This is a genomic window from Periweissella fabaria, from assembly GCF_918814575.1.
Taxonomy (GTDB): Bacteria; Bacillota; Bacilli; order Lactobacillales; family Lactobacillaceae; genus Periweissella; species Periweissella fabaria.
In genome coordinates, this window is sequence record NZ_CAKKNS010000001.1 from 552091 (window position 1) to 577714 (window position 25624).

At 38.6% G+C, this 25624-nt stretch carries 26 protein-coding genes and 2 other annotated features; of the genes, 3 read left to right on the forward strand and 23 right to left on the reverse strand.

Features of this window, described 5'->3' with window-relative positions; all coding sequences use genetic code 11:
* Window positions 1–20 precede the first annotated feature (20 nt).
* The 14 genes from LQZ75_RS02740 to LQZ75_RS02805 form a co-directional block, all read right to left on the reverse strand.
* Complete coding sequence (locus LQZ75_RS02740) at window positions 21–416, reverse strand: tautomerase family protein (RefSeq protein WP_230096316.1); 396 nt, start codon at window positions 414–416, stop codon at window positions 21–23.
* 76 nt (window positions 417–492) lie between these two features.
* Complete coding sequence (locus LQZ75_RS02745) at window positions 493–1203, reverse strand: HAD family hydrolase (protein ID WP_230096317.1); 711 nt, start codon at window positions 1201–1203, stop codon at window positions 493–495.
* A gap of 100 nt (window positions 1204–1303) precedes the next feature.
* Window positions 1304–1996: an HAD family hydrolase gene (locus tag LQZ75_RS02750; RefSeq protein WP_230096318.1), complete on the reverse strand. Its 693-nt coding sequence runs from the start codon at window positions 1994–1996 to the stop codon at window positions 1304–1306.
* Complete coding sequence (locus tag LQZ75_RS02755; RefSeq protein ID WP_230096319.1) at window positions 1989–3380, reverse strand: CehA/McbA family metallohydrolase; 1392 nt, start codon at window positions 3378–3380, stop codon at window positions 1989–1991. Before LQZ75_RS02755 ends, LQZ75_RS02750 begins: the two co-directional genes overlap by 8 nt.
* Before the next feature lie 21 nt (window positions 3381–3401).
* Window positions 3402–4721, reverse strand: a complete 1320-nt coding sequence (locus LQZ75_RS02760) for an extracellular solute-binding protein (protein ID WP_230096320.1) — start codon at window positions 4719–4721, stop codon at window positions 3402–3404.
* A 16-nt stretch (window positions 4722–4737) separates the two neighbouring features.
* On the reverse strand, window positions 4738–5574 hold the full coding sequence (locus LQZ75_RS02765; RefSeq protein WP_230096321.1) for a carbohydrate ABC transporter permease: 837 nt from the start codon (window positions 5572–5574) through the stop codon (window positions 4738–4740).
* Between the two features lie 15 nt (window positions 5575–5589).
* Window positions 5590–6462, reverse strand: a complete 873-nt coding sequence (locus LQZ75_RS02770; RefSeq protein WP_230096322.1) for a carbohydrate ABC transporter permease — start codon at window positions 6460–6462, stop codon at window positions 5590–5592.
* The gene (locus LQZ75_RS02775) at window positions 6453–7514 is read right to left on the reverse strand and encodes an ABC transporter ATP-binding protein (protein WP_230096323.1); all 1062 of its coding nucleotides are present in this window, start codon (window positions 7512–7514) and stop codon (window positions 6453–6455) included. Before LQZ75_RS02775 ends, LQZ75_RS02770 begins: the two co-directional genes overlap by 10 nt.
* A gap of 322 nt (window positions 7515–7836) precedes the next feature.
* On the reverse strand, window positions 7837–8976 hold the full coding sequence (locus LQZ75_RS02780; RefSeq protein ID WP_230096324.1) for a trans-sulfuration enzyme family protein: 1140 nt from the start codon (window positions 8974–8976) through the stop codon (window positions 7837–7839).
* A 14-nt stretch (window positions 8977–8990) separates the two neighbouring features.
* Complete coding sequence (locus LQZ75_RS02785) at window positions 8991–9803, reverse strand: transporter substrate-binding domain-containing protein (protein ID WP_230096325.1); 813 nt, start codon at window positions 9801–9803, stop codon at window positions 8991–8993.
* Window positions 9804–9823: 20 nt separating this feature from the next.
* Window positions 9824–10567 carry an amino acid ABC transporter ATP-binding protein gene (locus LQZ75_RS02790; protein ID WP_230096326.1) on the reverse strand — a complete coding sequence of 248 codons (744 nt, stop codon included), beginning with the start codon at window positions 10565–10567 and terminating at the stop codon, window positions 9824–9826.
* A 12-nt stretch (window positions 10568–10579) separates the two neighbouring features.
* Window positions 10580–11269: an amino acid ABC transporter permease gene (locus LQZ75_RS02795; RefSeq protein WP_230096327.1), complete on the reverse strand. Its 690-nt coding sequence runs from the start codon at window positions 11267–11269 to the stop codon at window positions 10580–10582.
* Window positions 11270–11317: 48 nt separating this feature from the next.
* Window positions 11318–11588 (reverse strand) — a binding site (T-box leader).
* Between the two features lie 123 nt (window positions 11589–11711).
* The gene (locus LQZ75_RS02800; protein WP_230096328.1) at window positions 11712–12752 is read right to left on the reverse strand and encodes an ABC transporter permease; all 1041 of its coding nucleotides are present in this window, start codon (window positions 12750–12752) and stop codon (window positions 11712–11714) included.
* 159 nt (window positions 12753–12911) lie between these two features.
* A complete protein-coding gene (locus LQZ75_RS02805; protein WP_230096329.1) occupies window positions 12912–13151 on the reverse strand; it encodes a phage holin in 240 nt (79 codons plus the stop codon).
* Window positions 13152–13377: 226 nt separating this feature from the next.
* Between LQZ75_RS02805 and LQZ75_RS02810 the strand changes: the two genes are divergently transcribed.
* Genes LQZ75_RS02810 through LQZ75_RS02820 form a run of 3 tightly spaced genes read left to right on the forward strand, consistent with a single transcriptional unit; the run spans window position 13378 to window position 15358 of the window.
* Window positions 13378–13710 (forward strand): helix-turn-helix domain-containing protein, encoded by a 333-nt coding sequence (locus LQZ75_RS02810; RefSeq protein ID WP_230096330.1) that lies wholly within the window; start codon window positions 13378–13380, stop codon window positions 13708–13710.
* An 18-nt stretch (window positions 13711–13728) separates the two neighbouring features.
* On the forward strand, window positions 13729–14151 hold the full coding sequence (locus LQZ75_RS02815; RefSeq protein ID WP_230096331.1) for an ImmA/IrrE family metallo-endopeptidase: 423 nt from the start codon (window positions 13729–13731) through the stop codon (window positions 14149–14151).
* Window positions 14144–15358, forward strand: coding sequence for a restriction endonuclease subunit S (locus LQZ75_RS02820; protein ID WP_230096332.1), 1215 nt, complete (start codon window positions 14144–14146; stop codon window positions 15356–15358). The genes LQZ75_RS02815 and LQZ75_RS02820 overlap by 8 nt, the downstream gene beginning before the upstream one ends.
* Before the next feature lie 231 nt (window positions 15359–15589).
* Here the strand turns inward: LQZ75_RS02820 and LQZ75_RS02825 are convergent, their stop codons facing one another.
* The 9 genes from LQZ75_RS02825 to LQZ75_RS02865 form a co-directional block, all read right to left on the reverse strand.
* Complete coding sequence (locus LQZ75_RS02825; protein ID WP_230096333.1) at window positions 15590–15916, reverse strand: hypothetical protein; 327 nt, start codon at window positions 15914–15916, stop codon at window positions 15590–15592.
* A 319-nt stretch (window positions 15917–16235) separates the two neighbouring features.
* Complete coding sequence (rpmA, locus tag LQZ75_RS02830) at window positions 16236–16547, reverse strand: 50S ribosomal protein L27 (RefSeq protein ID WP_230096334.1); 312 nt, start codon at window positions 16545–16547, stop codon at window positions 16236–16238.
* Window positions 16548–16595: 48 nt separating this feature from the next.
* Entirely contained in the window at window positions 16596–16907 is a 312-nt protein-coding gene (gene rplU, locus LQZ75_RS02835) for a 50S ribosomal protein L21 (protein WP_230096368.1), read from the reverse strand.
* A gap of 23 nt (window positions 16908–16930) precedes the next feature.
* Window positions 16931–16998 (reverse strand) — a sequence feature (ribosomal protein L21 leader region).
* An 83-nt stretch (window positions 16999–17081) separates the two neighbouring features.
* Window positions 17082–18059, reverse strand: a complete 978-nt coding sequence (locus LQZ75_RS02840) for a ribose-phosphate diphosphokinase (RefSeq protein WP_230096335.1) — start codon at window positions 18057–18059, stop codon at window positions 17082–17084.
* Window positions 18060–18127: 68 nt separating this feature from the next.
* Window positions 18128–20758 (reverse strand): SF1B family DNA helicase RecD2, encoded by a 2631-nt coding sequence (recD2, locus tag LQZ75_RS02845; RefSeq protein WP_230096336.1) that lies wholly within the window; start codon window positions 20756–20758, stop codon window positions 18128–18130.
* Window positions 20759–20783: 25 nt separating this feature from the next.
* Window positions 20784–21452, reverse strand: a complete 669-nt coding sequence (locus LQZ75_RS02850) for a tetratricopeptide repeat protein (RefSeq protein WP_230096337.1) — start codon at window positions 21450–21452, stop codon at window positions 20784–20786.
* A gap of 17 nt (window positions 21453–21469) precedes the next feature.
* The gene (locus tag LQZ75_RS02855; RefSeq protein WP_230096338.1) at window positions 21470–22132 is read right to left on the reverse strand and encodes a histidine phosphatase family protein; all 663 of its coding nucleotides are present in this window, start codon (window positions 22130–22132) and stop codon (window positions 21470–21472) included.
* Window positions 22133–22272: 140 nt separating this feature from the next.
* Window positions 22273–24858 carry a bifunctional lysylphosphatidylglycerol flippase/synthetase MprF gene (gene mprF, locus LQZ75_RS02860; protein ID WP_230096339.1) on the reverse strand — a complete coding sequence of 862 codons (2586 nt, stop codon included), beginning with the start codon at window positions 24856–24858 and terminating at the stop codon, window positions 22273–22275.
* Entirely contained in the window at window positions 24855–25580 is a 726-nt protein-coding gene (locus LQZ75_RS02865) for an alpha/beta fold hydrolase (protein ID WP_230096340.1), read from the reverse strand. The genes mprF and LQZ75_RS02865 overlap by 4 nt, the downstream gene beginning before the upstream one ends.
* Between the last annotated feature and the right edge of the window lie 44 nt (window positions 25581–25624).

Sequence of the window (25624 nt, forward strand, 5' to 3'; positions counted from 1 at the left end):
CATCTGCTCACTAATATATCTTAAAGCTCGCCGGTTAAAAATTGCGCCGTTCCATTAGCAAAACTCCAATCAGCATCTGTATTTTCAACCATGTTAATCATAATATCAGTTGCCGCAATTCCTAATTTAACATTGACGGCCGCCACAAACTCGCGATAAAAAGTTTGTTTCTCGACAATTGTTCGTGGCCGGGTGGTAATTGATAAAACAATGACATCTTCCGTCCGTTTAAAACCTAGACCAGTATCCTCAATGATCAATTCTTCTGGTTGGTGCAAGTTTACTACTTGGTAACGATCACCCTCAGGCGCACCGAAAGCTGATAGCGTTATGTCATATGCAATATCAAGCAGTTTTTGCCGTCGCCGTGTATCTGACCAAGCATTAGCATTCAAATCAAATCGTAAAAGTGGCATCCGTTAACCCTCATTTCAAATTATAGTTATATCCTAGCATCAATGCTTATTTATTGTAAGTTATCCGCTAAATTCTTTAAACATTATTTACGGTTGGTAAAATTTGCTGATACGGAATTTCTTGAATCGTTGGATAAATGTATTCTGTTAAATCAGTAAAGTTCTCACTTCGACTAGTACCAGATAACACCGCTACCCCCGCCTTTGCTAAGTTACCTAACTGAATATCCATTCGTGAATCACCTACAACGATTACATCAGTTAATTCTAATCCATAGCGTTTGCAAAAAGCAATTAAGGACGTCGGATTAGGTTTAGTTGGGTATTCATCAGCCGTCGCAATAAAATCAAATAACTCAGCTACCTTGGCATATTTCAACGTTGCCATCGTCGAATTGGTTTCATCAGAGGTCGCAATGCCCAGATAATACCCTTCCGCTTTAAGTCGCGTTAATAAACCAATTAGGTCCCCGACGGGCTTAACATTATCTAAATGTTGCACTAAAAATTCATAGAAAAATGCTTTTACAAATTGTTCTGCTTCGTCGGTGGTTGCAAATGCATGATACGCCACTAATATGGCTGCAACATCCCCTGGGGTTCCCGAAGTCAGTGCGGAATCACTTAATAACTCGCCATCCACCATCCCTAAAGCAATTTTTACTTGTTCATTATCTTGAGTTCGTGCATCTACTGCCGCCAGAAATTCCAGCGTGGCTTGTAGCCAAATTGGCCCAAACTCAAATAATGTTCCATCCTTATCAAACAGAATTCCTTTTCCCATCATGTTACCTCCACCAACATCTATTAGCCTAATTTTACCATCTCACCTAATTAGCATGGTACAAAAAAGAAATTAGCCGTTTAGACTAATTTCTTTAATAAAACTATTTTAATAAGACGGTATAAGGAATTGCTTGCACATCTGGATAAATCATTGTTGTCAGATCAGATAATTCTGTGGCACTACCCACACCGGATAATACCCCAACCCCACCTTTACCAACATTACCTAACTCTAAATCCATCCGTGAATCACCAACCATTATTACATCGTTTAATTCCAAACCAAATTGTTGGCAAAATGCGACTAATGGTGCTGGATCTGGCTTGCGTGGATAGCGATCACCACTAGCAATGAAATCAACTAAATCGGCAATTCCGGCATGTTCCAAGCTAATAACAGTTGCCTCGTAGTCATCTGATGTAACGATACCAACCTTAATATCTTCATTGTGTAATCCTTGCATTAATGCCCGTAAATCCCCGATTGGTTTTAATTGTGCGAGATGTTTTTTTAAAAACTCCAGGAAAAATACGCGTACAAATTCTTCGGCAGCATCGTGCGTGGTAAAGACAGCATTGTCATATAATACCGTTGCGATGTCTTTAATCGTCCCCGATGATAATGCTGAATCAGGTTGCACTTGGCCATTTTTAACCCCTAATGCTTGTGCTAAACGATCAGCATGCTCGGCTTTAACTAGCACTTGGTGCATGAATTCTTCAATCGCATTCGTCCACATTGAATCAAATTCAAACAACGTCCCATCCTTATCGAATAATACCCCTTTAGTCATTAACTAAAACCTCTTGATATGTTGTGATAGTTGGTTGCCGGTGACCCCAAAAGACGGGCGTAAACGTTGCTTGTTGAACCCCATTTTGGTCTTTGACATCTGCGCGTAACCAGTGGTAGTCATTCAAATCAATATCACTAGTAATTGTATATGTTGACGTCAAGTCAGTTGATGTCGCCACAACTGTACCATCTAAAATCCATTCAGTTAGATAACCGGCTGGCGTTGTTGCTGGTAATTGGAGTTCAAAGTTACGGACATTGGTTGTCAGTTGTTCACCAGGTAAAATGTCGCCTTTGTCCTGACTTACTAAGTTAATTTCACCAAAACGACTAACTTTCGTATGTTTAGCCTTAATACCGACTAAGACATTATCCCGCGTCAAGGTTTCAACAAACACATACGTAGCCGGATCGCCAATCAATGATGGCATGTCAGCATCTGGATACTTATCGTCGGGAAGTAAATGACTATCTGAACCACCGATACCGGTAATTTGCCATCCATGGTTCCACAATGCACTCCAGAGGTCAAACGCTTTAATCGTTGCCGCATCATTATCCCGATACGTTGGATCATTAATCAACTCCATGGAACTAACATATGCTAGTGGTACGTCAAGTGTCCAAGCCCATGGGTCAAGAAACGGATGATTAATTGACATAATCCCATTACCTTGATTAGCTTCAATAACTGCCATTAGCGCCTGTTCGTCGACAAACCCTGGCATACCAGTTGCATCTAGTAAGGGGCGATCAATTCCTAAAAAGTTAGTATGACCAAATGGCGTTGTCAGTTCACACCCACCATAGACCGCCACTTCATCTTGGCGGGGCCATAAAGCCGTTACCACATTATGTTCGGTGGTAACAAAGAAATCTAACGCTTGGTTTTTAGCACTTTCAAGATTGGCTTGGCGGGTCATCATCCCATCACTGTAAATCGTATGGGTATGAAAATCGCCTTTTAACCAACCAGTCTTATTCAAATTACTGGCCAGTTCATGAACAACGTCTTGCTGACTTTCACCATCAACTAGCGGTGCATTAAGATGATCTGTTCGTGAAATTGTTAATTCTTCAATCTCGGCATCAATTTGTGATGCAAAAAATTTAATCTCCCAATGGCCAACCAAGGATAATGATGGAAAAACAGTCGCACTTGAAGTCGCGACTGTTTTTCCGATTAACACTTGGCGCGCATTTTGTTTATGGGTGATTAGGATTTGTCCGACTTGCTTACCTTCATGAATCACAAATAAGTGATACCAAGGTTTAAGGCTTGTCGTCAAGTTAAGTTCAATTTGTGCTAAATCTTCGTTAACATCAAATTCATAACTACCAAATGAGTTGGTTGCTGTTACTTGATACTTAATCTCTACCATATTTATCTGCCGTCCAAATTATTATTTACTTGCGAGTGATTGATCTAAAGCTTGTTGGGCTGTTTTGGCAGCTTCATCCAAGGCCTTTTTAGCGGGTACGTTTTGAATTTCAACTTGATCAGCGGCCTTTTGTAAAGCAGCTAAAATCTTACCACCAGTTGGATCGATGAATTCTGGTGACGCATTTTGCGCTTGTTCAAAGGCAACGTTCGCATATGGATTAGCTGTTACAAACTTCTTGTAACTTGCATCTTCTGAAACTGATTTACGAACAGGCACGTAACCAATTTTTTCTGACCATTGAGCTTGGCGTTCTTTATTAGTGAAGTATTCAATCCACTTGAAGGCCGCTTTAGCTTGCGCATCAGTTGCTGATTTAGGAATTGCCATGTTTAATGCTTGGGCTTGTGGTTTAGCTGGATTGTTGTTAAAGCCTGGTTGTGGTAAAGCGTTAATGTATGAGAAGTCCAAGTTAGCTCGGTCACCTGATGAACCAGTGTATGAACCGGCTTGGTCATGCATTACCGTATCAATTGTTTTGTACCAGTATGTCCAACCTTGACCACCTGAAATAGTACTCATGTTCTTCGTGTCAAATAATTGTTGGCGGGCAAATTCCCATGATTCCACCCACGCTTTAGAGTTAATCGCAACTTTCTTACCACCGGCTGTCAAGAATTGACCACCATTACTCAATGCCATATCAGTAAGGTTATCTGGGCCCCACATGATCATGTGACCATTTGGAACACCCGCTTTTTCTTTTATTTCTTTACTTGCAGTTGCCAAGTTTTGCCAAGTTGAGTAAGCCGTTTTTGGATCAACCCCAGCCTTTTTCAAAACTTTTTCATTATAGTATTCAATTTGCGTGGTTCCGTATGCTGGAACCGCATATGTGTCACCTTTGATTTGGTCATCTTTAGTAAATACTGGCAAGAAGTCTGCTTTATTAAAACTTGCTTGATTAACCATTGGTGTCAAATCACGTAAAACCCCTTTAGAACCACCAAATGCTTGAATTGTATTTGATTGGGCTAAGAAGACTGCTGGCGCCGTATGTGCTGCTAAACCAGCTTGAACTTTTTGCCAAGTAGTTGGGTAATCGGCTTGTTGCACCCCTTTAACAACGACTTGCTTTTGTGACTTATTAAAATCAGCAATCATTTGTTGCATTTGTTTACCAGCACCTGATCCTAAACCATACCAGAATTCAATTTGGACTGGTTTGCCACTATCGGCGTTATTGGCAGAGCCGTTTGAACAACCAGCCATCAACGTTAAAGCTGACGCAGCCGATACAGTAAGTGCAAGGTATTTTAAAGTTCGTTTACTAAAACGCATATTGATAATTCTCCTATTATCCTTTAATACTTGATGTTTTTGATGACTGCACAAAATACTTTTGTAAAATTACATAGACAATTATTAATGGCACCACGGCAATTGTCGTTCCGGCCATGATAATTGGGAATGTCTGATTAAATGCTCCTTGGGTATTTGAAAATGAATTCAACCCTACTGAAATGACTTGTTTTTTCGTATCATTCAATAGTAGTGATGGCCATAGATAACCATTAAAGTTAGTAATAAAGCCAATCAACGTTGCATTTAAAATCGAATTCTTATTCATTGGTACCACAATTTGCCAAAGAATCGTCCATTCGCTCGCTCCATCTGAACGGGCAGCTTCGATAATCCCTTTTGGAACTGACATAAAACTTTGACGTAACAAGAAGATCACAAACACATTGGCTAAGTTGGAAACTACTAACCCTACTAATGAATTAATCAGGTTCATTTTTCCTAAAATTACGTAACTAGGAATGTAAGTTGTAGCGGATGGTAACATGTATGTCGCCAAAATAATGGCAAACAAAACATTCCGCCCCATGAACTTAAACTGCGTCAAGGCATAAGCAATCAAACTTGAGAAGAACAATTGCATAAAGACAATCACCACAGTCGTCCATGTACTATTCCAGAGCCATTGCATAAATGGAGCTGCTTTTAGTGCATTCGTGAAATTTTCAAAATGCAACGTGCGGGGAATCAATTGTAATGGTTGATTCAAAATTTCATTAGCTGACTTAACCGAACTAGCCAACATCCAAATCATTGGATAAACCATTAAAAGACCAATGATTAGTAAGATTATAAACAGGACATAGCCTTGAATTTTTTGGACTTTTTTCATTACAAACCTCCATGCCTAGTAGTAAGTATGCTTACGTGACATGCGGATTGAAATGTAAGCTAAAATTGCTGAGATAACTAAAATAATAATTGATAAGGCGGTAGCACTACCCATCTGGAATTGTTTAAATCCTAATTGGTAATACAAGTATAGTAAGGTGGTCGTTGAACCCGCGGGACCCCCTTGTGTTAACACCGTAATCTGGTCATAAGCTTGTAGACATTCCAAAATCATCACAATTACTAAAAACAACGTTGTTGGTGATACAAGTGGAATTAAGACATACCAAATTTTTTGCCACCAAGATAACCCTTCCATGTCGGATACTTCAAACAAACTAGCGGGAATCTTTGCCAAGGCATCTGAGAAAAATAACGCCGCCCAACCTGCATTCTTCCAAATTGTGACAATAATGATGGTCCACATGGCTGCTGTTGGATTGGTTAACCATTGGGGTTCAGGTAAGTGTAAGAGATGTAAAATTTGGTTAATCGGCCCAACTTTACTATTGAAGATCCACCCCCAAACAATTGACATCCCAATCAATGGGGTCACCCATGGGGCAAATAAAAGAGCTTGAATAAATTTATAACTGCGCTTTAGTTTATTTAAACCAACCGCTAATAAGAAGCCCAACACAATTATTGGCACAACACTAAAGAACGTAAAATATGCGGTGTGCGCAAGGGCTTGTTTAAATTCTTGACTGGTGAACAATTGCGTGTAATTTTTAATACCAACATAGTTAAATGTTGGACTAATATAATTCCAGTCAGTGAAACTTAACCACAGCGAAACGATTAATGGAATAATCCAAAAGACAATCAGTGGGAGCAATGGAATAACCACAAACAATAATAATTGTCGTTTGCTAGCCTTTATTTCCATAAGTTATCCTCCACCCGATTAGTTGATACTTGGTCAAAGAAGCTAACTTGTTGGGCGGTAAACCCAACCCCAATTTCTTGATCAACTTGGTAATCATTAACGGAACTGTCACGTAACGTAAACTTCGTCCCATTAACTAATCCGTGCACATAGCGATCAGCTCCCATGTCTTCAATGTAGGTAACTTTCATCTTCAATGGTGCGCTTTCATCGACAAAGGCATCCTCTGGACGGACCCCAAAAACTAATTGTTGGTCAATATCTGCTTTCAAACTTAGTTCAGCATCTTCTAAATAAAATTTACCCGCCACATTTTTTAACGGAATTAAATTCATTGGTGGAATACCAATAAAGCTCGCAACAAACATATTTTGTGGTCGTTGGTAAACTTCTTTGGGTGACCCAATTTGTTGAATATCACCATGATTCAAGATCACAATCCGATCAGCCATAGTCATCGCTTCGGTTTGATCATGGGTCACATAAATCGTCGTGGCAGCCATCTGATTGTGTAGCGTTACAATTTCTTCACGCATAACTGCTCGTAACTTGGCATCTAAGTTTGATAATGGTTCATCCATTAAGTAAATTTCAGATTCACGCACAATTGCTCGACCAAGCGCAACCCGTTGTTGTTGACCACCTGATAAGTTCCCTGGGAATTTATCAAGATAATCAGTTAAATTCAAAATTTTAGCGGCATCGGCGACTTTTTGTTTGATAACTTGTTTATCAATGCCCCGCATTTTTAAACCAAAGCCCATATTCTTTTCAACTGACATGTGCGGATAAAGGGCATAGTTTTGGAAGACCATCGCAATGTCACGTTCTTTTGGTGGTAAATTATTTTGCAATTCACCGTTAATTAAAAGTTCACCAGCAGAAATCTTTTCTAATCCAGCAATCATTCGTAATAACGTTGACTTACCACATCCCGAAGGTCCGAGAAAAACCGTAAAGTCACCTTTTTGGATATTCAAATCAAAATCTTCGATCACCTTTTCTTTATTTTCATACTGCTTGTTAATACGTTTCAATTCAATCAAATCCATGTAACAGGTTCCTTCCTTTACTAACTGAAAATAATCTTAGCATGGTAGTTTTTAATATTTGTAAATTGAATGTATCGTTTAAGTTATTAATTATTTATTTATAAACCCTTACATATCAACAACTTTTAGCATTTCAAGTAAATAATTGGTAATCTTTGGTAAAATGTGCTTCATAAATAATACGTAAGATAAGTAATATTTACTTTTTATCTACATTGGTAACCCCCTCGCACTAGTTCATGCACTTTTGTAAAACAAAAAAATTCCAGCTAGCCATGGTATTCATGTCCATCTGGAATTTTGCTTTAAACAATTGTTATTTTTAATTAGTAAATGCTTGATCAATATCAGCAACTAAATCATGCCCATCTTCAATCCCGACCGCGAAGCGAACTAATTGTGGTGTAATCCCCAATCGTAAACGTTCTGCTACTGGTAGTTCAGCATGTGACATATTGTATGGTGTTTCCACCAAGCTTTCAACTGACCCCAAACTCACCGCTAGCTTAAAAATTTTGAGCTTTTCAATTGCTGCGGACACATCAACCGTATCGGTAAAGGTAACCGTCACCACACCACCCCCATCACGTAACTCTTCGTTAGCAATCTGGTCACTAGCGTCATTTTGCAAGCCCGGATAGTGGACTTTTTTAACATAGCTTTGGTGACTAAAGAACTCAACCAACTGATGGGTATTAGCTAAATGCCGATCCATCCGAACTGATAATGTCTGAATCCCACGGCGTAACAAGTTCGCATTTTCAGGAGATAACGTGCCACCAATCGCATTTTGGGTAAAGTAAACTTTCGTAGCTAATGCTGCACTATCGACGACAACTAAACCAGCCGTATTATCAGAGTGCCCGTTTAAGTACTTAGTCGCTGAGTGAATAACAATATTAGCCCCAAGTTTTAATGGTTGTTGTAAGTAGGGAGTTAGGAACGTATTATCGACAATGGTCGTAATGGCATGTTGCTTAGCAATTGCCGCAATTTGCTTAACACTAGCCACTCGCAGCAAGGGATTATCAACAACTTCAAAATAAATCCCCTTCGTATTAGGCTTAATGGCCGCCGTAATTGCTGCTAAATCTTGAATATTAACTTCGGTAAATTCAATATCGAACTCTTTTAAATATTCATTGACCAAGCGGAAAGTTCCACCATAGATCGAGTTTGAAATAATAATGTGGTCCCCTGGCCGAAAAGTAGCAAAGACTGCGTGAATGGCTGCCATCCCTGATGAAAAGGCAAAGCCCTGGTAACCACCTTCTAGTTCGGTGATTTGCTTTTCAACAAATTCTCGGGTCGGATTCCCGGAACGGGCATAATCCCAACGTGGTAATTCATTAGGCTTGGCAAATTGGTATGTTGTGGCTGAATATACTGGCATGATAACGGCACCAGTATTATTGTCATCAATATCAATTCCGTGGACTAATTTCGTGTTAAATTCTGTCATCTTGTCAGCTCCTTTTAGTTGGCTTTGGTAATATCACTACCGAAATATTTTTCTGATAATTTAGTTAATGTGCCGTCTTGGCGTAACTCTTGAATGGCCGTGTTAACTTTGGCTAATAGCTGTGGGGCTTGTTTATTCAACATTGGTTGCACCGCAGTTGGCGTTAAGGTCTTTGATAAATCAACATATTTCAAATCACTCGTTGGATTACTCTTGGCATATGCTAAGAACGCTTCTCGTGAATTAATCGTTGCGTCTACGCGTCCTTGCCGTATTAAACCAAGCGCTGTTGGAAAATCACCATTCGGTACAACGGTCGCCCCATATTTGGTTGCGACATTGAAGTTATCCGTTCCGGTTCCTTCAACAAGTTTCTTACCCTTAATATCATTGACGGTTTGGAAGCCCTTTTCATCATGTCGGCTAATTAAGACATACCGTGAATAAATATATGGGTTGGCAAAGGCATATACTTTCGCTCGCTGAGGGGTCTTATTAATGTTATTTAAAATAACATCATAGCGACCACTACCTAAACCAGCGATTAAGCTATCCCACTTAGTTGGCACAAATACCGGTTTAACACCGATCTTTTTCGCAATATCATTCCCCAACTCAACCTCAAAACCAGTTAATTTACCATTATCCCGATAAGAATATGGTGCAAACGTCCCTTCTAGACCGATAGTCAGTGAACCTTTTTTAACGAGTTCACTTTGATAACTAGTCCCTTTACTAGCAGAACCTTGCTTATTACTCCCACAACCAGCTAATACGATGGCCGTAATAATTGCGGTCGCTGCAAAAATGTGCTTTTTAAATTTCATGCTTTATCCTCCAATTAATATCAAATATCCGTAAATGTCATTGCCGAAATAAAATCATTGATCCGTTGGTTATCTGAATGGAAAAAGGTTTCTTTAGGTCCATCAAATAAAATTTCACCGTTTTCGACAAACACAATCTTGTCGGCAATTTTTTGCGCAAACGCCATATTATGAGTCACGATAATCATCGAACGTTTTTCTTTGGCGATGGTCACTAATACTTTTAACACTTCTAATTCCAATTCTGGATCCAAGGCACTTGTCGGTTCATCTAACAAAATGTATTTGGGATTCATCGCCAATGAACGCGCAATTGCTACTCGTTGGGCCTGCCCACCTGATAACTGGCTAGGATACTTATTTTCATGCCCAGCCAAACCGACTTTGGCCAATAAAGCATGTGCATTTTCGGTGGCACTTGCTTTAGGTTGCTTTAGGACTTGTACTGGTCCTTCGGTAATATTTTTAGTGATTGTTAAATGTGGAAATAAATTATAGTTTTGAAAAACCATTTCCGTTTCACGGCGAATTCGAAAAATATCTTTTTCAGATACGTGCTTACTTAGATCAAGGACGGTCCCATCAAAGTCATACGTTCCACTTTCAGGTCTTTCTAAAAAGTTAAGTGACCGTAATAAGGTTGATTTACCAGACCCGGATGGTCCAAGAATGACGGTGGTCTCATGCTCGTTAAAGGTGATATTAATATTTTTAAGCGCTTGATGTTGACCGAATGTCTTATTGATATTGGTTAGTTTTAACACAGTATTTCTCCTTTAGGCAATCGTGTAGCGGGACGTGACTTTTTCAAGATAACCTTGTATAAACGTTAATACGGTACAAAATACCGCATAAATTATGGCCACCAAAGAATACATTAACAACGGTTGAAAATTAGCCGCCGCAATCTGCTGACTAACTTCAAATAATTCAATAATCGTTATGGAAGCCGCTAATGACGTATCTTTAACTAAGCTGATAAAGCTGTTAGCTAGTGGTGGTACAGATGTTCGTAATGCTTGTGGTAAGATAATTCGTTGCAATGCTTGTCGGCGCGTCATGCCAATAGTAGCTGCCGCTTCCCACTGCCCTTTTGGAATTGCAATAATGGCCGCCCGGATAATCTCAGAACAATACGCTCCGGTGTTCAATGAAAATGTTAAAATTCCGGCTGTAAATGGTGCTAACTTAATACCATCAGGCGCAATCCCTGCAATCTTTAAGTATGGTAAGCCAAAATAGACAATGAATAACTGGACTAATAACGGTGTTGTCCGGAAAATCCATACGTAAAAACGAAAAATTGCTTTGATAACTAAGACAAATCCCCGCTTGTTTGAAATTCTAATTAAGGCCGTGATCAAGGCAATAATCATCCCAATTACAAAAGAGATAATCGCGATTGGCAACGTGTATTTAAAAGCCGCTCCTAATAATTGTGGTAAATACTGTAAAATATTATGCAAATTTCCTTCCTCCGACAAAAAATGACAATAAAAAAACATCCGTCCTTAAACAAGGACGGATGTTAATCCGTGGTACCACCTTAATTCACACTGCTACTATCAACAATGCCTCTGCGTGCCAAAATAAAGTTACCAAAAAAAGGTCACCAAACTAAATTTCAACCCCAGCAGCGATAACGTGCGCAACCCCGTTGGTAGTTCAATCTAATTCACTACCACCATTCCAGACCCATTTTCCTAATCATTCATCCACCTTTTCACACCATCCAAAGGCTCTCTGAGAATTGCAAACTAGTACTCTGTCTTTCGTTATGTTTTTATTGTTGCATTAATAATATAATATTAAATGAGAATGTCAACATTTAATTTTAATCTAATTAAAATTTTTAGATTATACACAAAACGACCACCGCAAAATGCAGTGGTCGTTAACTTACTAATATTATTTTAAGGTCATAAATGAAAATTCTTTTTTCCAGTAAATGTTCTTAAAGTATAAGACGATTATTCCAATAATTAAGTAGGCAATTCCTAAAACAATCAAGTGTGGTGTTTGACTGAATTTATCCGTAAAGCCAAAAATAATGGCTGTGGTATCTTTAACACTTGAGTACATTGGGAAGATTGACGTCACTAATTTTCGAATTGGCGTCAAAGTTGAATATGGTACGATACTGCCTGACGTTACAAACTGTGAGAGCATGATTGGTACCGCCACTGCCATCGCATATTGTTCTAATAGCAAGAAGACAATATGGAGGAGTAAGAAACTGACATACATAAACAACATACCATGCAGGATTAAATCAATCGTTACCCCGTTAGAAATATGGTTAATATGTTGCAACGTTACTGCACCAACAACTGGTGAAAATACTGAAATAATAATGAACGCCAATTGTAAGGCGACATAATCCATCCAGATTTTCTTCTCGTTCATAATCTTGGCTCTAAAGACCCCAACAATCACAATCCCTGATGAGAGTGCTCCGATAAAGGTCGCAATTGTAAGGAAAAACGGTGACATAATCTCATTAATATTAGAATTATTTTGATTTATATCAACAATGTGTGGGGTAGCGGCATCACTAATTTGCCGCACGTTCGCTGGCAATAAGGCATCATTAATCTTCTCAGCGGCCTTATCTGCGACTTGGCGAGAGAAGACATCACTACCACTATTCACATAGTACTTAACGTGATTACTCTTATCAACATCGACAACCATAATCGCTTGGTGTTTTTGTAATGCTTGTTCGCCTTGGTGCTTGTCACTAACATACGTTGACTTAAACTTAAAATCTGTACTGTTCTTAAAGCCATCATACACTTGACGATTACCGGTGAAGGCAATTTCCAATTGATCTAACTTGTGAACGGACTGCTTATATGTACCGATGTAAATTCCCACCATAAACAAAGGATAAATAATACCTAAAAAGATTGAAAAAATAACTGGTTTTTTTGAAAAAAATGCTTTCATAAACCCTCCCTAAAATTAAATTACACAATAGTGAAAAATTATACGCCTATTTATCACTAAACTAAAGCAATTATTAATTACAGCTTTTAATTTATATCTTTTTTAATATATCAAAACAACAATAGCGTATTCACATCCGTCAAACGGGTAAATTAACATTTATTCATCGCTCCCCTTTTGCTTATCATCGGTATTTTTTACGACACCAATAACCGCTAAAAAGGTCAAAATCGCACTTATCAGTAATTGAATTTGGCCCCAATCACCCCGAAATTCAATCTTAAAAACAGCTAAAGCTGATTGAATAACCATTAATAGCGCTGTAATCGCAGCCATTAAGACTTGAGCGTTAATACTTCCATCCGTATTAAGAAGTTGCTTTTTAATCAGTTTAATCATTGTTGTCCCTGCTTTCATCGTATTGTAGAAATTCATTGCACTGTTGTAGAAAGTATTCTACAATATAAACATAGCTAAATAAGTACCTATGTTTATCCTTAGATACCTGTATCTAACCCTATCCATAACGGATGGTAGTAACGTATAACGTAGTGTATTATTGCAGATAATTTTCTGCGAGTCAAATAAAATATAGAATATTTTTCTACACAGCAGGAGAAATGTTATGAATTTCGAAGAAAAACTTATTGCTATTTGGTCGGCTAAGCGCCCCGATATCAAGAGCGGGCGGGAATTAGAACGCGCCATCGGACTATCTAATGGTCAAATTTCCAAATGGCGTACTAGTAACCCTAGTCAAAAAACCATGCAGAAAATTGCTGATTTTTTCCATATTAGTGTCGATAGCCTATTAAGTGGTCGCATTGAAAGTACCGCTAACCAACCAGTAAGCAATACCGACCTTGCCAGTGAAGGCGTCTTTTTCTATGAAGGTCGTGAAATCTCAGAAGATACGATGAACTTCATTCGGGAAACGTTAAAACGGATTCAAAAATAAATAATAGGACGTACATGTATGGATTATATCTACGAATTATTAAATTATGCACTCGAACATGGTATCGGGGTGCAATTAGATAGTGCGCATCTTGCTCCTGATGAACCTTCTTGGTGTGTTCCTGAAGCGCGATTCATTATGGTCAACATGAACGCCGCTAACCAATATGAGATATCCTTTCAGTTCTCACATGAGTTAGCACACATCATCAATGGCGACACTGCCGAAAGTCGCCTCGCATTTCAAAGCCGCGGGTACTCAAAGACTGAGTACGCTGCACACGCCACAGCAATTAAGTTACTTATGTCGCTGTACGCAAAAAAAGATCCTGAACTCAATTATGTGAAGTTCATGGACTCGTTTGTTATCCCTGATCGCATGGAAGATGTGGTGAAGGAAGAAATTAAAAACTACTACATTGGAGGTCAAGGTAATGAGTAATGTACCTAAGGTTAGATTTAAAGGATTTACGGATGAATGGGAAGAACGTAAGTTGAAAGAGTTATTTCAACCAACAAAAAACAAAAATAATAATGGGTTATATAACCAAAATGATATTCTAGCTGCATCTTTGGGAACAGAGCTAATTCCAAAAAGAATATTTTTTGGTTTAAAATCAACCGAAGAATCTGTAAAAAATTATCGTATTGTTGAAAACGGAGATTTGATATATACAAAATCTCCTATAAAAGGATTTCCAAACGGAATTATTAGAACCAATAAAGGTAATGTAGGGATAGTACCTTCTCTCTACTGTGTTTATACATTACAAAAAGATATTAACTCTAGTATTATTCAATTCTATTTTGAAGATAAAAATAGATTAGATTTCTATTTATTTCCACTTGTAAATGTTGGTGCACGAAATAATGTTAACATTACTGACTTAGAATTCTTAGAAGGGAAAGTTATTATTCCTAAATCGTACGAGGAACAAAGTAAGATTGTTCAATTTATGGAAAAACTTAACACAACTATCGATCTTTCTCAGCGCCAATTAAATTTACTCAAGAAACAGAAAAAAGCCATGCTCCAAAAAATGTTACCTCAAAAAGGTGAAACAGTTCCGAAACTTCGCTTTGATGGCTTTGATGGTGATTGGGAAGAAACAACAATTAACGATGTGTCCACATCGTTTTCTGGTGGAACTCCTAGTGCCACTAACTCTAAATACTATAAGGGTGATATACCCTTTATACGGTCTGGAGAAATACACGATAAGAAGACAGAATTATTTTTGACTAAATTAGGATTAACTAATTCTTCCGCAAAGTTAGTTAAACAAGGCGATATATTGTATGCCATGTATGGGGCTACAAGTGGTGAGGTAGACATCTCAAAGATAAATGGTGCTATTAATCAAGCAACTTTAGCCATCATACCAAATAATGATATTGATTCTTATTTTCTAAAAGAAATATTATCAAAAGACAAAAATCATATTCTAGGAACATATTTGCAAGGTGGTCAAGGAAATTTGTCGGGAAATATAATTAAATCTCTCCAGATTATGATTCCCATCCTACCAGAACAAAAAAAAATAGGCACCTTCTTCAAGTCGCTTGATAATCAGATTACCGAACTTGAACGGCAACTTGAACACACTAAGCAAATGAAGAAAGCGCTGCTTCAGAAGATGTTTGTATAAATCATTTCCATCAAAGATTCATATTAAAACTATTTAGTAACATAAATCTTGTTTCAAGCCCGACTAATATATTAGCGGGCTTTTTATTATGCCAATTTCTAAAATAATATTTTACGCTGCCCTTTTACATTTGTATATCACAGTTCTTAATCCCCAGACGAACTAAAAACCTATTCACCCATCTATTGGATTTATGCCAATTAGACGAGTCAGTTCAGATATCATTTTAAACTACATTTTTTCTTTAACGTTAGTAAACCATATATTTTTCACCGTAATATATTCCCTCAATTTTTGTATAAGTGTTTTATCACGGGTTATTTCTAAGTGTGAAAAATAATTTTTATATATCGTTAAATGCTTGTGAGCATAAACAATATTTTTATTTTTTTCCAGAATTTTTTCTTCCGTATCGCTAAAGCTTTTTAGGTCTTTAAATTTTTCTTTTAATTCAAAGTAATCGCACTTTAAAATTTCTTCTGCACGTTCAGCAAACCAATTAACTCGTTCTATAATTTCTTTACTATTCGGTATTGGGTCTAATTTAATATGCTCCATATTCACCTCTTAAGCTTTTATATTTTTTCATCTTTAATCAAATTCAATTATACCTGTTATGTACAATACTTTTAAGTATCCTCTAACATTTCACTAAAAAAGCATATACTTCAATCTACCTAAACGTGATCATAAAAACTTTTTGATTACTGATTATATTCAAAATGCATATACTTGTCGACCATTGCACTTTCTGCGCTAAAATTCTTTTAAAATTTTTCTCATGTCCCCAAATATCCCCAAGCATCTAAAACACCAAAAATTTGCACACAAAAAAGCCGTAATCCCTAAGGATGTACGGCTTTTTCACAAAGTTCAATTACTTAGCAATGATTGCGTTGTATTGTTCACGAGTGTAAACAGATACTTGACGCTTGTCACGGCCTTTACGTTCAAACTTAACAACACCGTCAGCAACGGCGTATAAAGTATCATCGTTACCACGACGTACGTTCACACCTGGGTAGATGTGAGTTCCACGTTGACGGTAGATGATTGAACCGGCAGTCAATGATTGACCGTCAGCAACTTTAGTTCCAAGACGACGACCAGCAGAGTCACGTCCGTTGGCAGATGATCCACCCCCCTTGTGGTGGGAGAACATTGTAAGGCTTTCCATGTTCAATAACATTTTGAGCACCTCCATGATTTAGTTTAATTTTGATTTAGTAAAATTGAATTAGTCAGCAATGATGTCACTGATAACAACCTTAGTGTATGGTTGACGGTGACCTTGCTTAGTATGCATGTGCTTCTTAGGCTTGTATTTGAAAGTAACAACTTTCTTTTGCTTGCCTTGCTTTTCTACAGTACCTTCAACCTTAACACCAGCAACGAATGGTTCACCAATCTTTGCAGTGCGGTTCTTGTAAAGAACAACCTTGTCAAAAGTAACTTTTTCACCTGCTTCAACGTCAAGCTTTTCAACGTAGATGGCATCACCCTTTTCTACTTTGTATTGCTTGCCGCCAGTTTCAATAATTGCGTACACAGCCATATTGTGCACCTCCTTTGTGTTTTTCTTAGACTCGCCATAACACGCGCTATGCTTAAATACGTGATCCGTGCGGTTGTAGCAACACGTTAAAAACGTGAAACACAACATAGGTTATATTATCAGATTTCAGCAACCTGGTCAACCTAAAATCTGATTTTTTATTAGCGATTATAATTGAACGTCGAGATTGTCTTTTGAACGCAATAAATCTTCAATTGGTTCATTATTGTGAATCCGTTCAATTGCTAAGGCAAACAATGGTCCGACTGATAATTGCGTTAATTTACTGAATTGCTTATTATCAGGTACATTGATGGTATCTGTGGTAATAAGTTCCTTAATTGGGGCGTTGCGTAAGATATCAACTGAGTCAGCTGACAAGACTGCGTGTGTTGCCACTCCGTAGACTTCTTTAGCACCCGCAAAGGCCAATGCTTGTGATGAAGTTGACATTGATACCCCAGTATCAATAATATCGTCAACGATAATTGCCCGTTTACCAGCAACATCCCCAATAATTGATGATGGACCGGCTTCATTATTCGCATCATCCCGGTTATCAATAATCGCAATTGGTGCTTTGAGTAATTCGGCAAACTTACGTGCCCGACTTACGCCTGAGTGTGATGGTGAAACGACCACAAGATCATCATCAACTAACTTACGACTGAAGAAGTAGTTAGCAAGTAATGGTGCCCCTATTAAGTGGTCAATTGGAATATTAAAGAAACCTTGTACTTGGTCAGCATGTAAATCGATTGTAATTAAACGATCAATCCCATTCATTTCAAGTAAACTAGCAATTAATTTGGCAGTAATTGGTTCACGTGAACGAGCTTTACGGTCTTGGCGTGCGTAACCATAGTATGGCATTACCACGTTAATTGTAGCCGCACTGGCCCGACGTAACGCATCAACCATAATCATCAATTCCATCAATGATGTATTTACGGGATCAGCAACAGATTGAATTACGTATACTTCTGCCCCACGTACTGATTCACCAATTTGAATTTGAATTTCACCATCGGCAAAGTGGTTCACTTCGGCTTCACTTATTGAAAGGTCCAATTCTTCCGCAATTTTGTGGGCTAATGGTAAATTAGAATTAAGCGCAAAAAGCTTAACCTGTTTTTCTTCTGACATTTTCCTACCTCAATTTCACTTTATAACAACTACAATTATCGCAAGCTCAACGACGTCTTGCAACAAACTTAATCAATTTTTTCAATAAAATCATATGGTGAAACATTATTCATCCCAATCATAGGATCAATCTGCTCACCTTGGACCATCTCAGGTGTTAAAACCGTTCCAAAAACTGCGACGGGTTCACTGACTTGTTTAACCTTATCATCTGTAACGGGTACTTGATAACTACTTGGTTCATCAAACAAACTTAATGACGTATTAGCCGCTAATTGCTCACTCACACTGCCTGTTGGTTGCTTAATTTGTGGCTGTGCTGGTTGGGCTAGTGGCGGTTGCTCCGGTGTCGCCTCTTTAGTGGGCGTATCATTGCTTTTTACTAATTCTGTAACCACCTGACTAGTAATCACACTTTCTTCACCACTTTGAACTTGCTGGATTCGTTGTTGTAATGTACTTGCCCGGTGTGCACCTAAGTTATTAACCCCCCGTTCAAATGCGGCTGGTTCACCAATTAGAATCAGCATCTCACTAGCTCGTGTAATTCCCGTATAGATTAAATTACGCTGCAACATAACTGAATATTGTTGCACCATCGGCATAATCACTAACTTGAATTCACTCCCTTGTGCTTTATGAATTGACGTTGCATATGCGAGCGTCAAGCGTTTCCATTCAGAACGAGGATACGTAATTTCACCCGCATCAAAGGCAATTGTTAATTGATCAACTTTTTCGGCATTTCCTTTATCCGTTTTTAACGTAATTCCCACAATTTTACCAATATCCCCGTTAAAAACGTTACTTTCGGGACTATTAACTAGATGTAAGACTTTATCACCAACTCGGAATTTTTGTTGATTAAATTCAACTTCCCGCTTTTTTTGCGCATTTAACGGATTCAAAATATCTTGCATGACTTGATTCAGGTGATCAATCCCAGCTGAGCCCCGATACATCGGTGCCAACACTTGCATGTCATTAAAGGCAAATCCCTTATCCTGAGCCCGTTTAACGACTTTTTCAATCACACCTGGAATCTGATTAGCATGGGCGGCAATAAAGGTTCTATCAGGCTGATTAACAGTTAAATTAGCCGGCAACTCACCATCTTTGATTGCATGGGCTAACGGAATAATCGAACTTTCATTAGCCTGGCGATAAATGCGTGTTAACTCAACTTGCTTGAAGGCTTGTCCGGCTAATAAATCGGCAAAAACTTGCCCCGGGCCAACTGATGGTAATTGGTCTTTATCACCAACAAAAATGACTTGCATCTTCGCTGGCACCGCCCCCATCAATGTATTGAAGAGTAAGATATCAACCATCGACATTTCATCAACAATTAACAACAACCCTTTGAGCGCTTCAACATCGGGCGTCTCATTACGTTCACGTCCGGTTAACCCTAATAAACGGTGAATCGTCTTGGCGGGTAAGCCCGTTGTTTCAGTCATCCGTTTCGCAGCTCGACCAGTCGGAGCCGCTAATAGAATGGGAAAGTTATCTTCTTTATACGCATTAACATCCAAATCAATCTCATGTAGTAACGCAAACGTCGCTACCAAGCCATTAACAATGGTCGTTTTCCCCGTTCCTGGTCCCCCAGTTAAAACAAAGACCGGCGCATTGATACCATCAATAATTGCTTGCTTTTGTAGGTCATCATACGTAATTTTAAACATTTTTTCGACTTTTTTAATCGTTGTTAAAATGCGTTCATCACTATACATTATTAGATTTTTTTGTTGGGCCGTCTGAACTAGTTGGGTGGCACTTTCCCACTCCGCTAAGTATAGACTAGCTAAATATATCCGTTCACCATCTGCAACCACCCGTTGGTCAGCGACTAGCTGCAATAACGCCTGTTGGACTTGTTCAAGCGATATATCAACCCGCGTCCCGGCCATTAATAACTGCCGTGTCCCTTGCAAGACACTATTTACATCACTGTAAACATCCCCACTATTAAAGCTTTGTTGGTCCAACGTTGCTAGAATCCCGGCTTCAATTCGGACACTACTATCCATCTCAATCCCAATAATTTGGGCCACTTGGTCTGCTTTTTTAAAGCTAATTCCTTCAATATCAGCTGCCAATTGATATGGATTAGCATGAATGATTGCGAGCGCATCCATTTGATACTTTTGATAAATCGCCGTTGCTAACGTGGAACCAAAGCCATACTGGTTTAAGCCAATCACTACTTGTTCCATCCCGTTATTTAATCGCAACTGTTCCACTAAATTCGTAACGACATCTGCTTTTAAATGCAAGGCATCTAGTTTACTAGCATCGACTAAAATTTCATTAATCGCATCTAGCCCTAATAAATCAACAATTCGTTCGGCGGTTTTTTCACCAATACCGGTAAAGGCATCCCCCGCCAGATAACTTATCAAGCCACTTTCCGTGGTTGGCCCTTCTGATTGGTAATTTGTAACTTGAAATTGCTGACCGTATTTTGCATGTTGCACCACTTTACCAAAAAAGCGGTATGTACTTTCTTCCCGTAGTTCACCAAATGAACCGGTGGCAACGATTTCAGGTTCAGCCCAATCAAAATTATTCTCCAACACTTTTAATAAGACGACTTTATAAAAACTATCAGCCGCCGCAAAAAAAACCGTCGTAACCTTACCTAATAAGTAAGGTTGCTCCGTTTGGTCTTCAAATAATGATAATTCATCGTTCATGGTGACTCCTTTTAAAGTAATTCATCTATTTATTTTGCTGATTTTGAATAACGGTTGCAATCTCATCAACACGTTGTTTATTATCAGCATAATATTTACTATCCAACTGTTCAACTTGGGCAAATAAGGCGGCACTTGGCTGTCCAAGGGTCAAAGCAATAATGCCCCGCCCAAATAATGCCGCCACATTATCGGCCGCTTGATTGAGCACTTCGGCATACATCGCATCGGCTTGTTTGAAGTCACCTAAAGCTAACCAAATGTCACCGATTAAGACCATCACACTAATATCATTAGGCACATTCTCATGGGCGGTTAAGGCATACACCAATGCTTGTTGATATTGTTGTTGTTGCATAAAACTTTGGGCCAACATCACAAACGCATCCCCTTTAATATCGGCTCTAGTGATTTGTTGATAATACGTCACCGCTTTTGGATATTCACCCGCACCGTAATAAACATTTCCTAACGTATATAGTAAAGTTTGGTGGGCAACTTCATCTTGTGATCCAAAGAGTCCCAGAGCCTTCATAATTAGTTCTTCTGCTGAGTTAAAATCACTAATTTGCGTCAACACGACCCCCAAATCATTATAATTACGCCAATCTTTTGGTTGTGTGTTAATTTTATTAATCAACGTTTTAATCGTTTGGTCAACTTCATTAGCGAGAGCACTTCTCTTATCTGACATTTTCCATTCTACCTACTTTAAATTGTATCCGTTGCACTTTGGGCAGCACTTAGATAATCGGTTTGATTCCGAATAATCTCAGTATAGTGCTCATTATCTGTTGTTTCTAAAATTGTTAGTGACGTGTTACTAATTCCACCGCGGGCACGCACTTGCGCCAATGGCACATCTAGTAACGCTCCTACCCCGGCTGTGATTGCTGCCCCGTGGGATACAAATAATAAATTCGCATCCGGTTGATTAGCTGCTACGGCCGTTTTTACGGTACTTGTAAACCGTTGCATCACATCTTCAAATGATTCAGCATCAATTACCGCACCATCCCAGAGTTCCGGATTCTCACGAAAACCTAGATATAATTGTGGATATTGCGCCTTAACATCTTCAAATTTTTGGCCTTCCCATTTACCTAGGGCGAATTCCTTTAGACCACTTTTTAACGTTAATGATGGGTTGCCAGCTAAATATGGCCACACGCCAAATGCCGTCTGACGAGCGCGCTTAATTGGACTAGCATAAACATGATCAAAAACGATTCCTGCATCACGCAGATAAGCGCCTAATTGCTTAATTTGTTGCCAACTTTCGTTCAGAAGTTCAGAGTCCCCATTGGCACCTTGGTAACGGCCTTCTAAATTCCATTCAGTTTTACCGTGTCGTACGAAATACACTTTTGTCATCGCTAATCCTCCGCTTTGATATTAATAATTAGTATATCATATATCAAAATTACAATACTTACCGAAGTGAAATTCAATAAATTCTGTCGCACACCAAAAGAAGCTAGGAAAAATTTTCCTAGCTTCTTTTTAATCTTTTGTTAGTTATTCCGATTAAATCTAAATATACCAAAGCGGTGACCGGTTTGTGGTTCAACCGATGAATTATCCGCTACTAAAAGCGCAATCATCACATACAGAATAAAACTAGTCTTTGAATATGACGTATAGCGTGCCCGCCATTCATCAGCATACTTAGCCTTAAAACGACGTAACCCTTGGAATGAATAGAAGTTCGTACCAAATTGATACACTAAATTAGCAATTCGTTCTTCCGTAAAACTACGGTAGTATGTTCCAACATTAGCTAATGGTGCCATCCCCAAGTTGAAGTCAATATACCCTTGTTCTTGCATATGTGTGAATAACTTGATAAACATGTAATCCATCACCCCAGAAGGTGCAGCACTAGTAAAGCGCATCAAATCAATTGAAATTTCAACCGCATTATTACTATCCATAATCGTTGTAAAGGCCACAATCTTACCTTCCGGATCTTGGACAATTGCGATAGGTTCTTTTTGCAAGTAGCTTTCCTTGAAGAAACCTAATGAGAACCCTTTTTCTTTACGACCATGTAACCACGCATCAGACACGACCCGTAAGTCTTGCATAAATTCTTCATCAAACGGTGGTTGGACAACGCTAAACTTAAAGCCTTCACGTTCAAGCTTATTACACATCGTCCGTTCCGCTTTCCGTTTCTTACCCGCTAAAGTAAATTCAGGCAATTCAACGTGCGCTTCTTCACCCATTTTGATAAAGTTAAACCCAAATTCATGGGCCAACATCGCAATTTCTTGCGAAACTTCATAGAAGACTGGATCATATCCTAAATCATCACTTTCATGAATGAATTGTTCAACGGCCATCGGAAAATCAAGTGGATTACCGATTAAGTCTCCCATCACAATTAATTTATTATTAACTGGTCGGAATTGAATTGCAACAGTGTCTTCGTGCTCCGCATTTTGATAAAAATACAACCGCTTATCGCCTAAGTAAGCTAATTGACTAGTTGCATTCCCGTTAAACGTCGTAATGATTTGATCAAGCCGCGCTTCATTACCTTGCAATTTTTCACCAGGGACCACGCGATGCCCTTCAAAGAATCGCTCGATAACGACTGTAGAGATGGCAACAATCACAATCGCCATGGCTCCAGAAATCCAGACACTCATTGATGGGAATAAAATAAAATCAAGGTGCTGAGGGCGAATAAACCGAATATTTTTAATTCCTGGTAAGCTATAAACCCCAATCACAACATAGATAATTACGAGAGTTGCCCAGATAATACCATCAATTGTCCGCGCTTCCCATGAGTAGACAAACTGTTTGCGGAATAGGCGTTTGCGACTTAACCATACTAATAGCATTAAAATAACCGCAAATGCTACTGATAAATATGATACTTCATGATAAATCATATAAATAAGCGTCAACACTAAGATTATCAGCGTTGGATATAACGCCCGTTTTACTTTGGAAGTAATTCCCCGGGCCGCCATTAATAACATAAACCCTAATAATATACTTGGAAATTCAGAAATAATATTGGCTGACCATGGATTCAAGCGTCGTAACCAATCCCAATACTCAAAGGCATCTGGGACCGTCGCATATAAAACCATAATGACACCTGAAAAATACAGCAATGCACTGACAATCCGGTGGCCGACTGACATTAGAATCTCACCAGGCACCTTGTTGTAACGCTCATTAAAAGTCGTACCAAACGTGTGCACAAGCAGCACTAACCCAATTGCAAAAGGAATAAAGTAATAAGCAATCCGGTACAATAGCAACCAGGCTAACGCAAGTTCTCGATTAACCCCTAATTCACTTAAACCAAGGATCATAATAACATCGAAACTACCAATAGAACCGGGAATCAATGAACAAATCCCAATGATTGTTGCGGCAATTAAGAGTGGTAACACTTGATGGAATGGCACGGGCATCCCAAGTGCCCAGCCAGCTGTGAAGAACGTTACGACCACTCCGGTCCACTCCATGATTGAGATTCCGGTAACTTGGAGCTTGAATTTGTTAGTAATCACATTTTTGTTCAACGTTGACGTTACCCATACAAAAGGAATGTACAAAGTCCCACCAACTAACCAAATCCAGAAATTACCAACATAATCAGTCGCAACCCCGGTGAAAATCATAATTAACGCCACTAAACTATAAAAAGATAGTCCGGACATAATAAACATAAACAACCGGGTTAACGTTGCGGCAAATTGTTTGTTTTCAATTTTCTTACCATAAAACTCTGTTCGTAACCCAACACTAACAAAACCACCAAAACCAGCTAAGTTATTAATCGTATTAATCACCCAACTACTCTCAAACAAATACATAAATTTGAGCTTGTTGTCCAGGGTCTTATTAAGTAAATAATCATAGGCCACCATTGGTGAAACCCCAATTAACCCAATCACAATTACAACAATAAGTTTCCATAGTGCAACATCACCAAATTGTCTAGCTAAGGCCCCTGGTGAAATCGACTTACTAATTGAAATAATTTCAACAAAAACCGCCAGTGTCACCGTTGCCAAAAAGATTATTTCTAGCCACTTGGAATATTTGTGGAATAAAGCTTTTATTTTCTTCATCTACTTCCCCTAAATTTAATAAACTCTACGACTTTTTTGGCAAATAAAATTGGATATGTTTTCCCATACGAATGATGACCACCACTAATAATTTTCAACTCACTATTTGGTAGTTCAGCCGCAATCCGGCGGGTATGCGACAAGCGCACAACATCGTGATTACCACTAATAACTAACGTTGGTACTTGAATTGCACGTAGGTCCGTCCATGCTAATGGAATATCTTGCATTAATAATTTTTGAATCTGCACATAGCGTCTAAATTTCGGTGCAATCACACTGAGAATTTTAGTTAGCCAATACATAATTTCATCAACAATGCGTACCCACAAAAGCAATCCCGATGTCCTTAAATTACCAGCGTTCAAAACTAAACTCGAAATTAAATTAGGATACTTTTTAGCAAAAACTAAGGCAACATTGGCCCCGTCACTAAAACCCATTATCGCTGTTTTAGGGATGCTTTCAGCTGATAACAAAGCGGCTACATCATCAGCAATCTGCTCAAACGTTAGATTTTTAGCGGTATTATTTGACTGTCCGTGTGCCCGACTATCAAACGCAATTACTTGAAAATCACGTTGATACACTGCTAATTGGGCATCAAAATAATGCCGATTACTGGCATTGCCATGAATTAAGACTAAGTTTTGGGCATTACTGCGTGGATAAAAATCATAAATAATTCGTGATCCATCGTCAGTTATTAAAACTTTTTCCACTATCCTTACCTCATCCGTTTTTAAACCAAAAAAAGGGCGTTTGT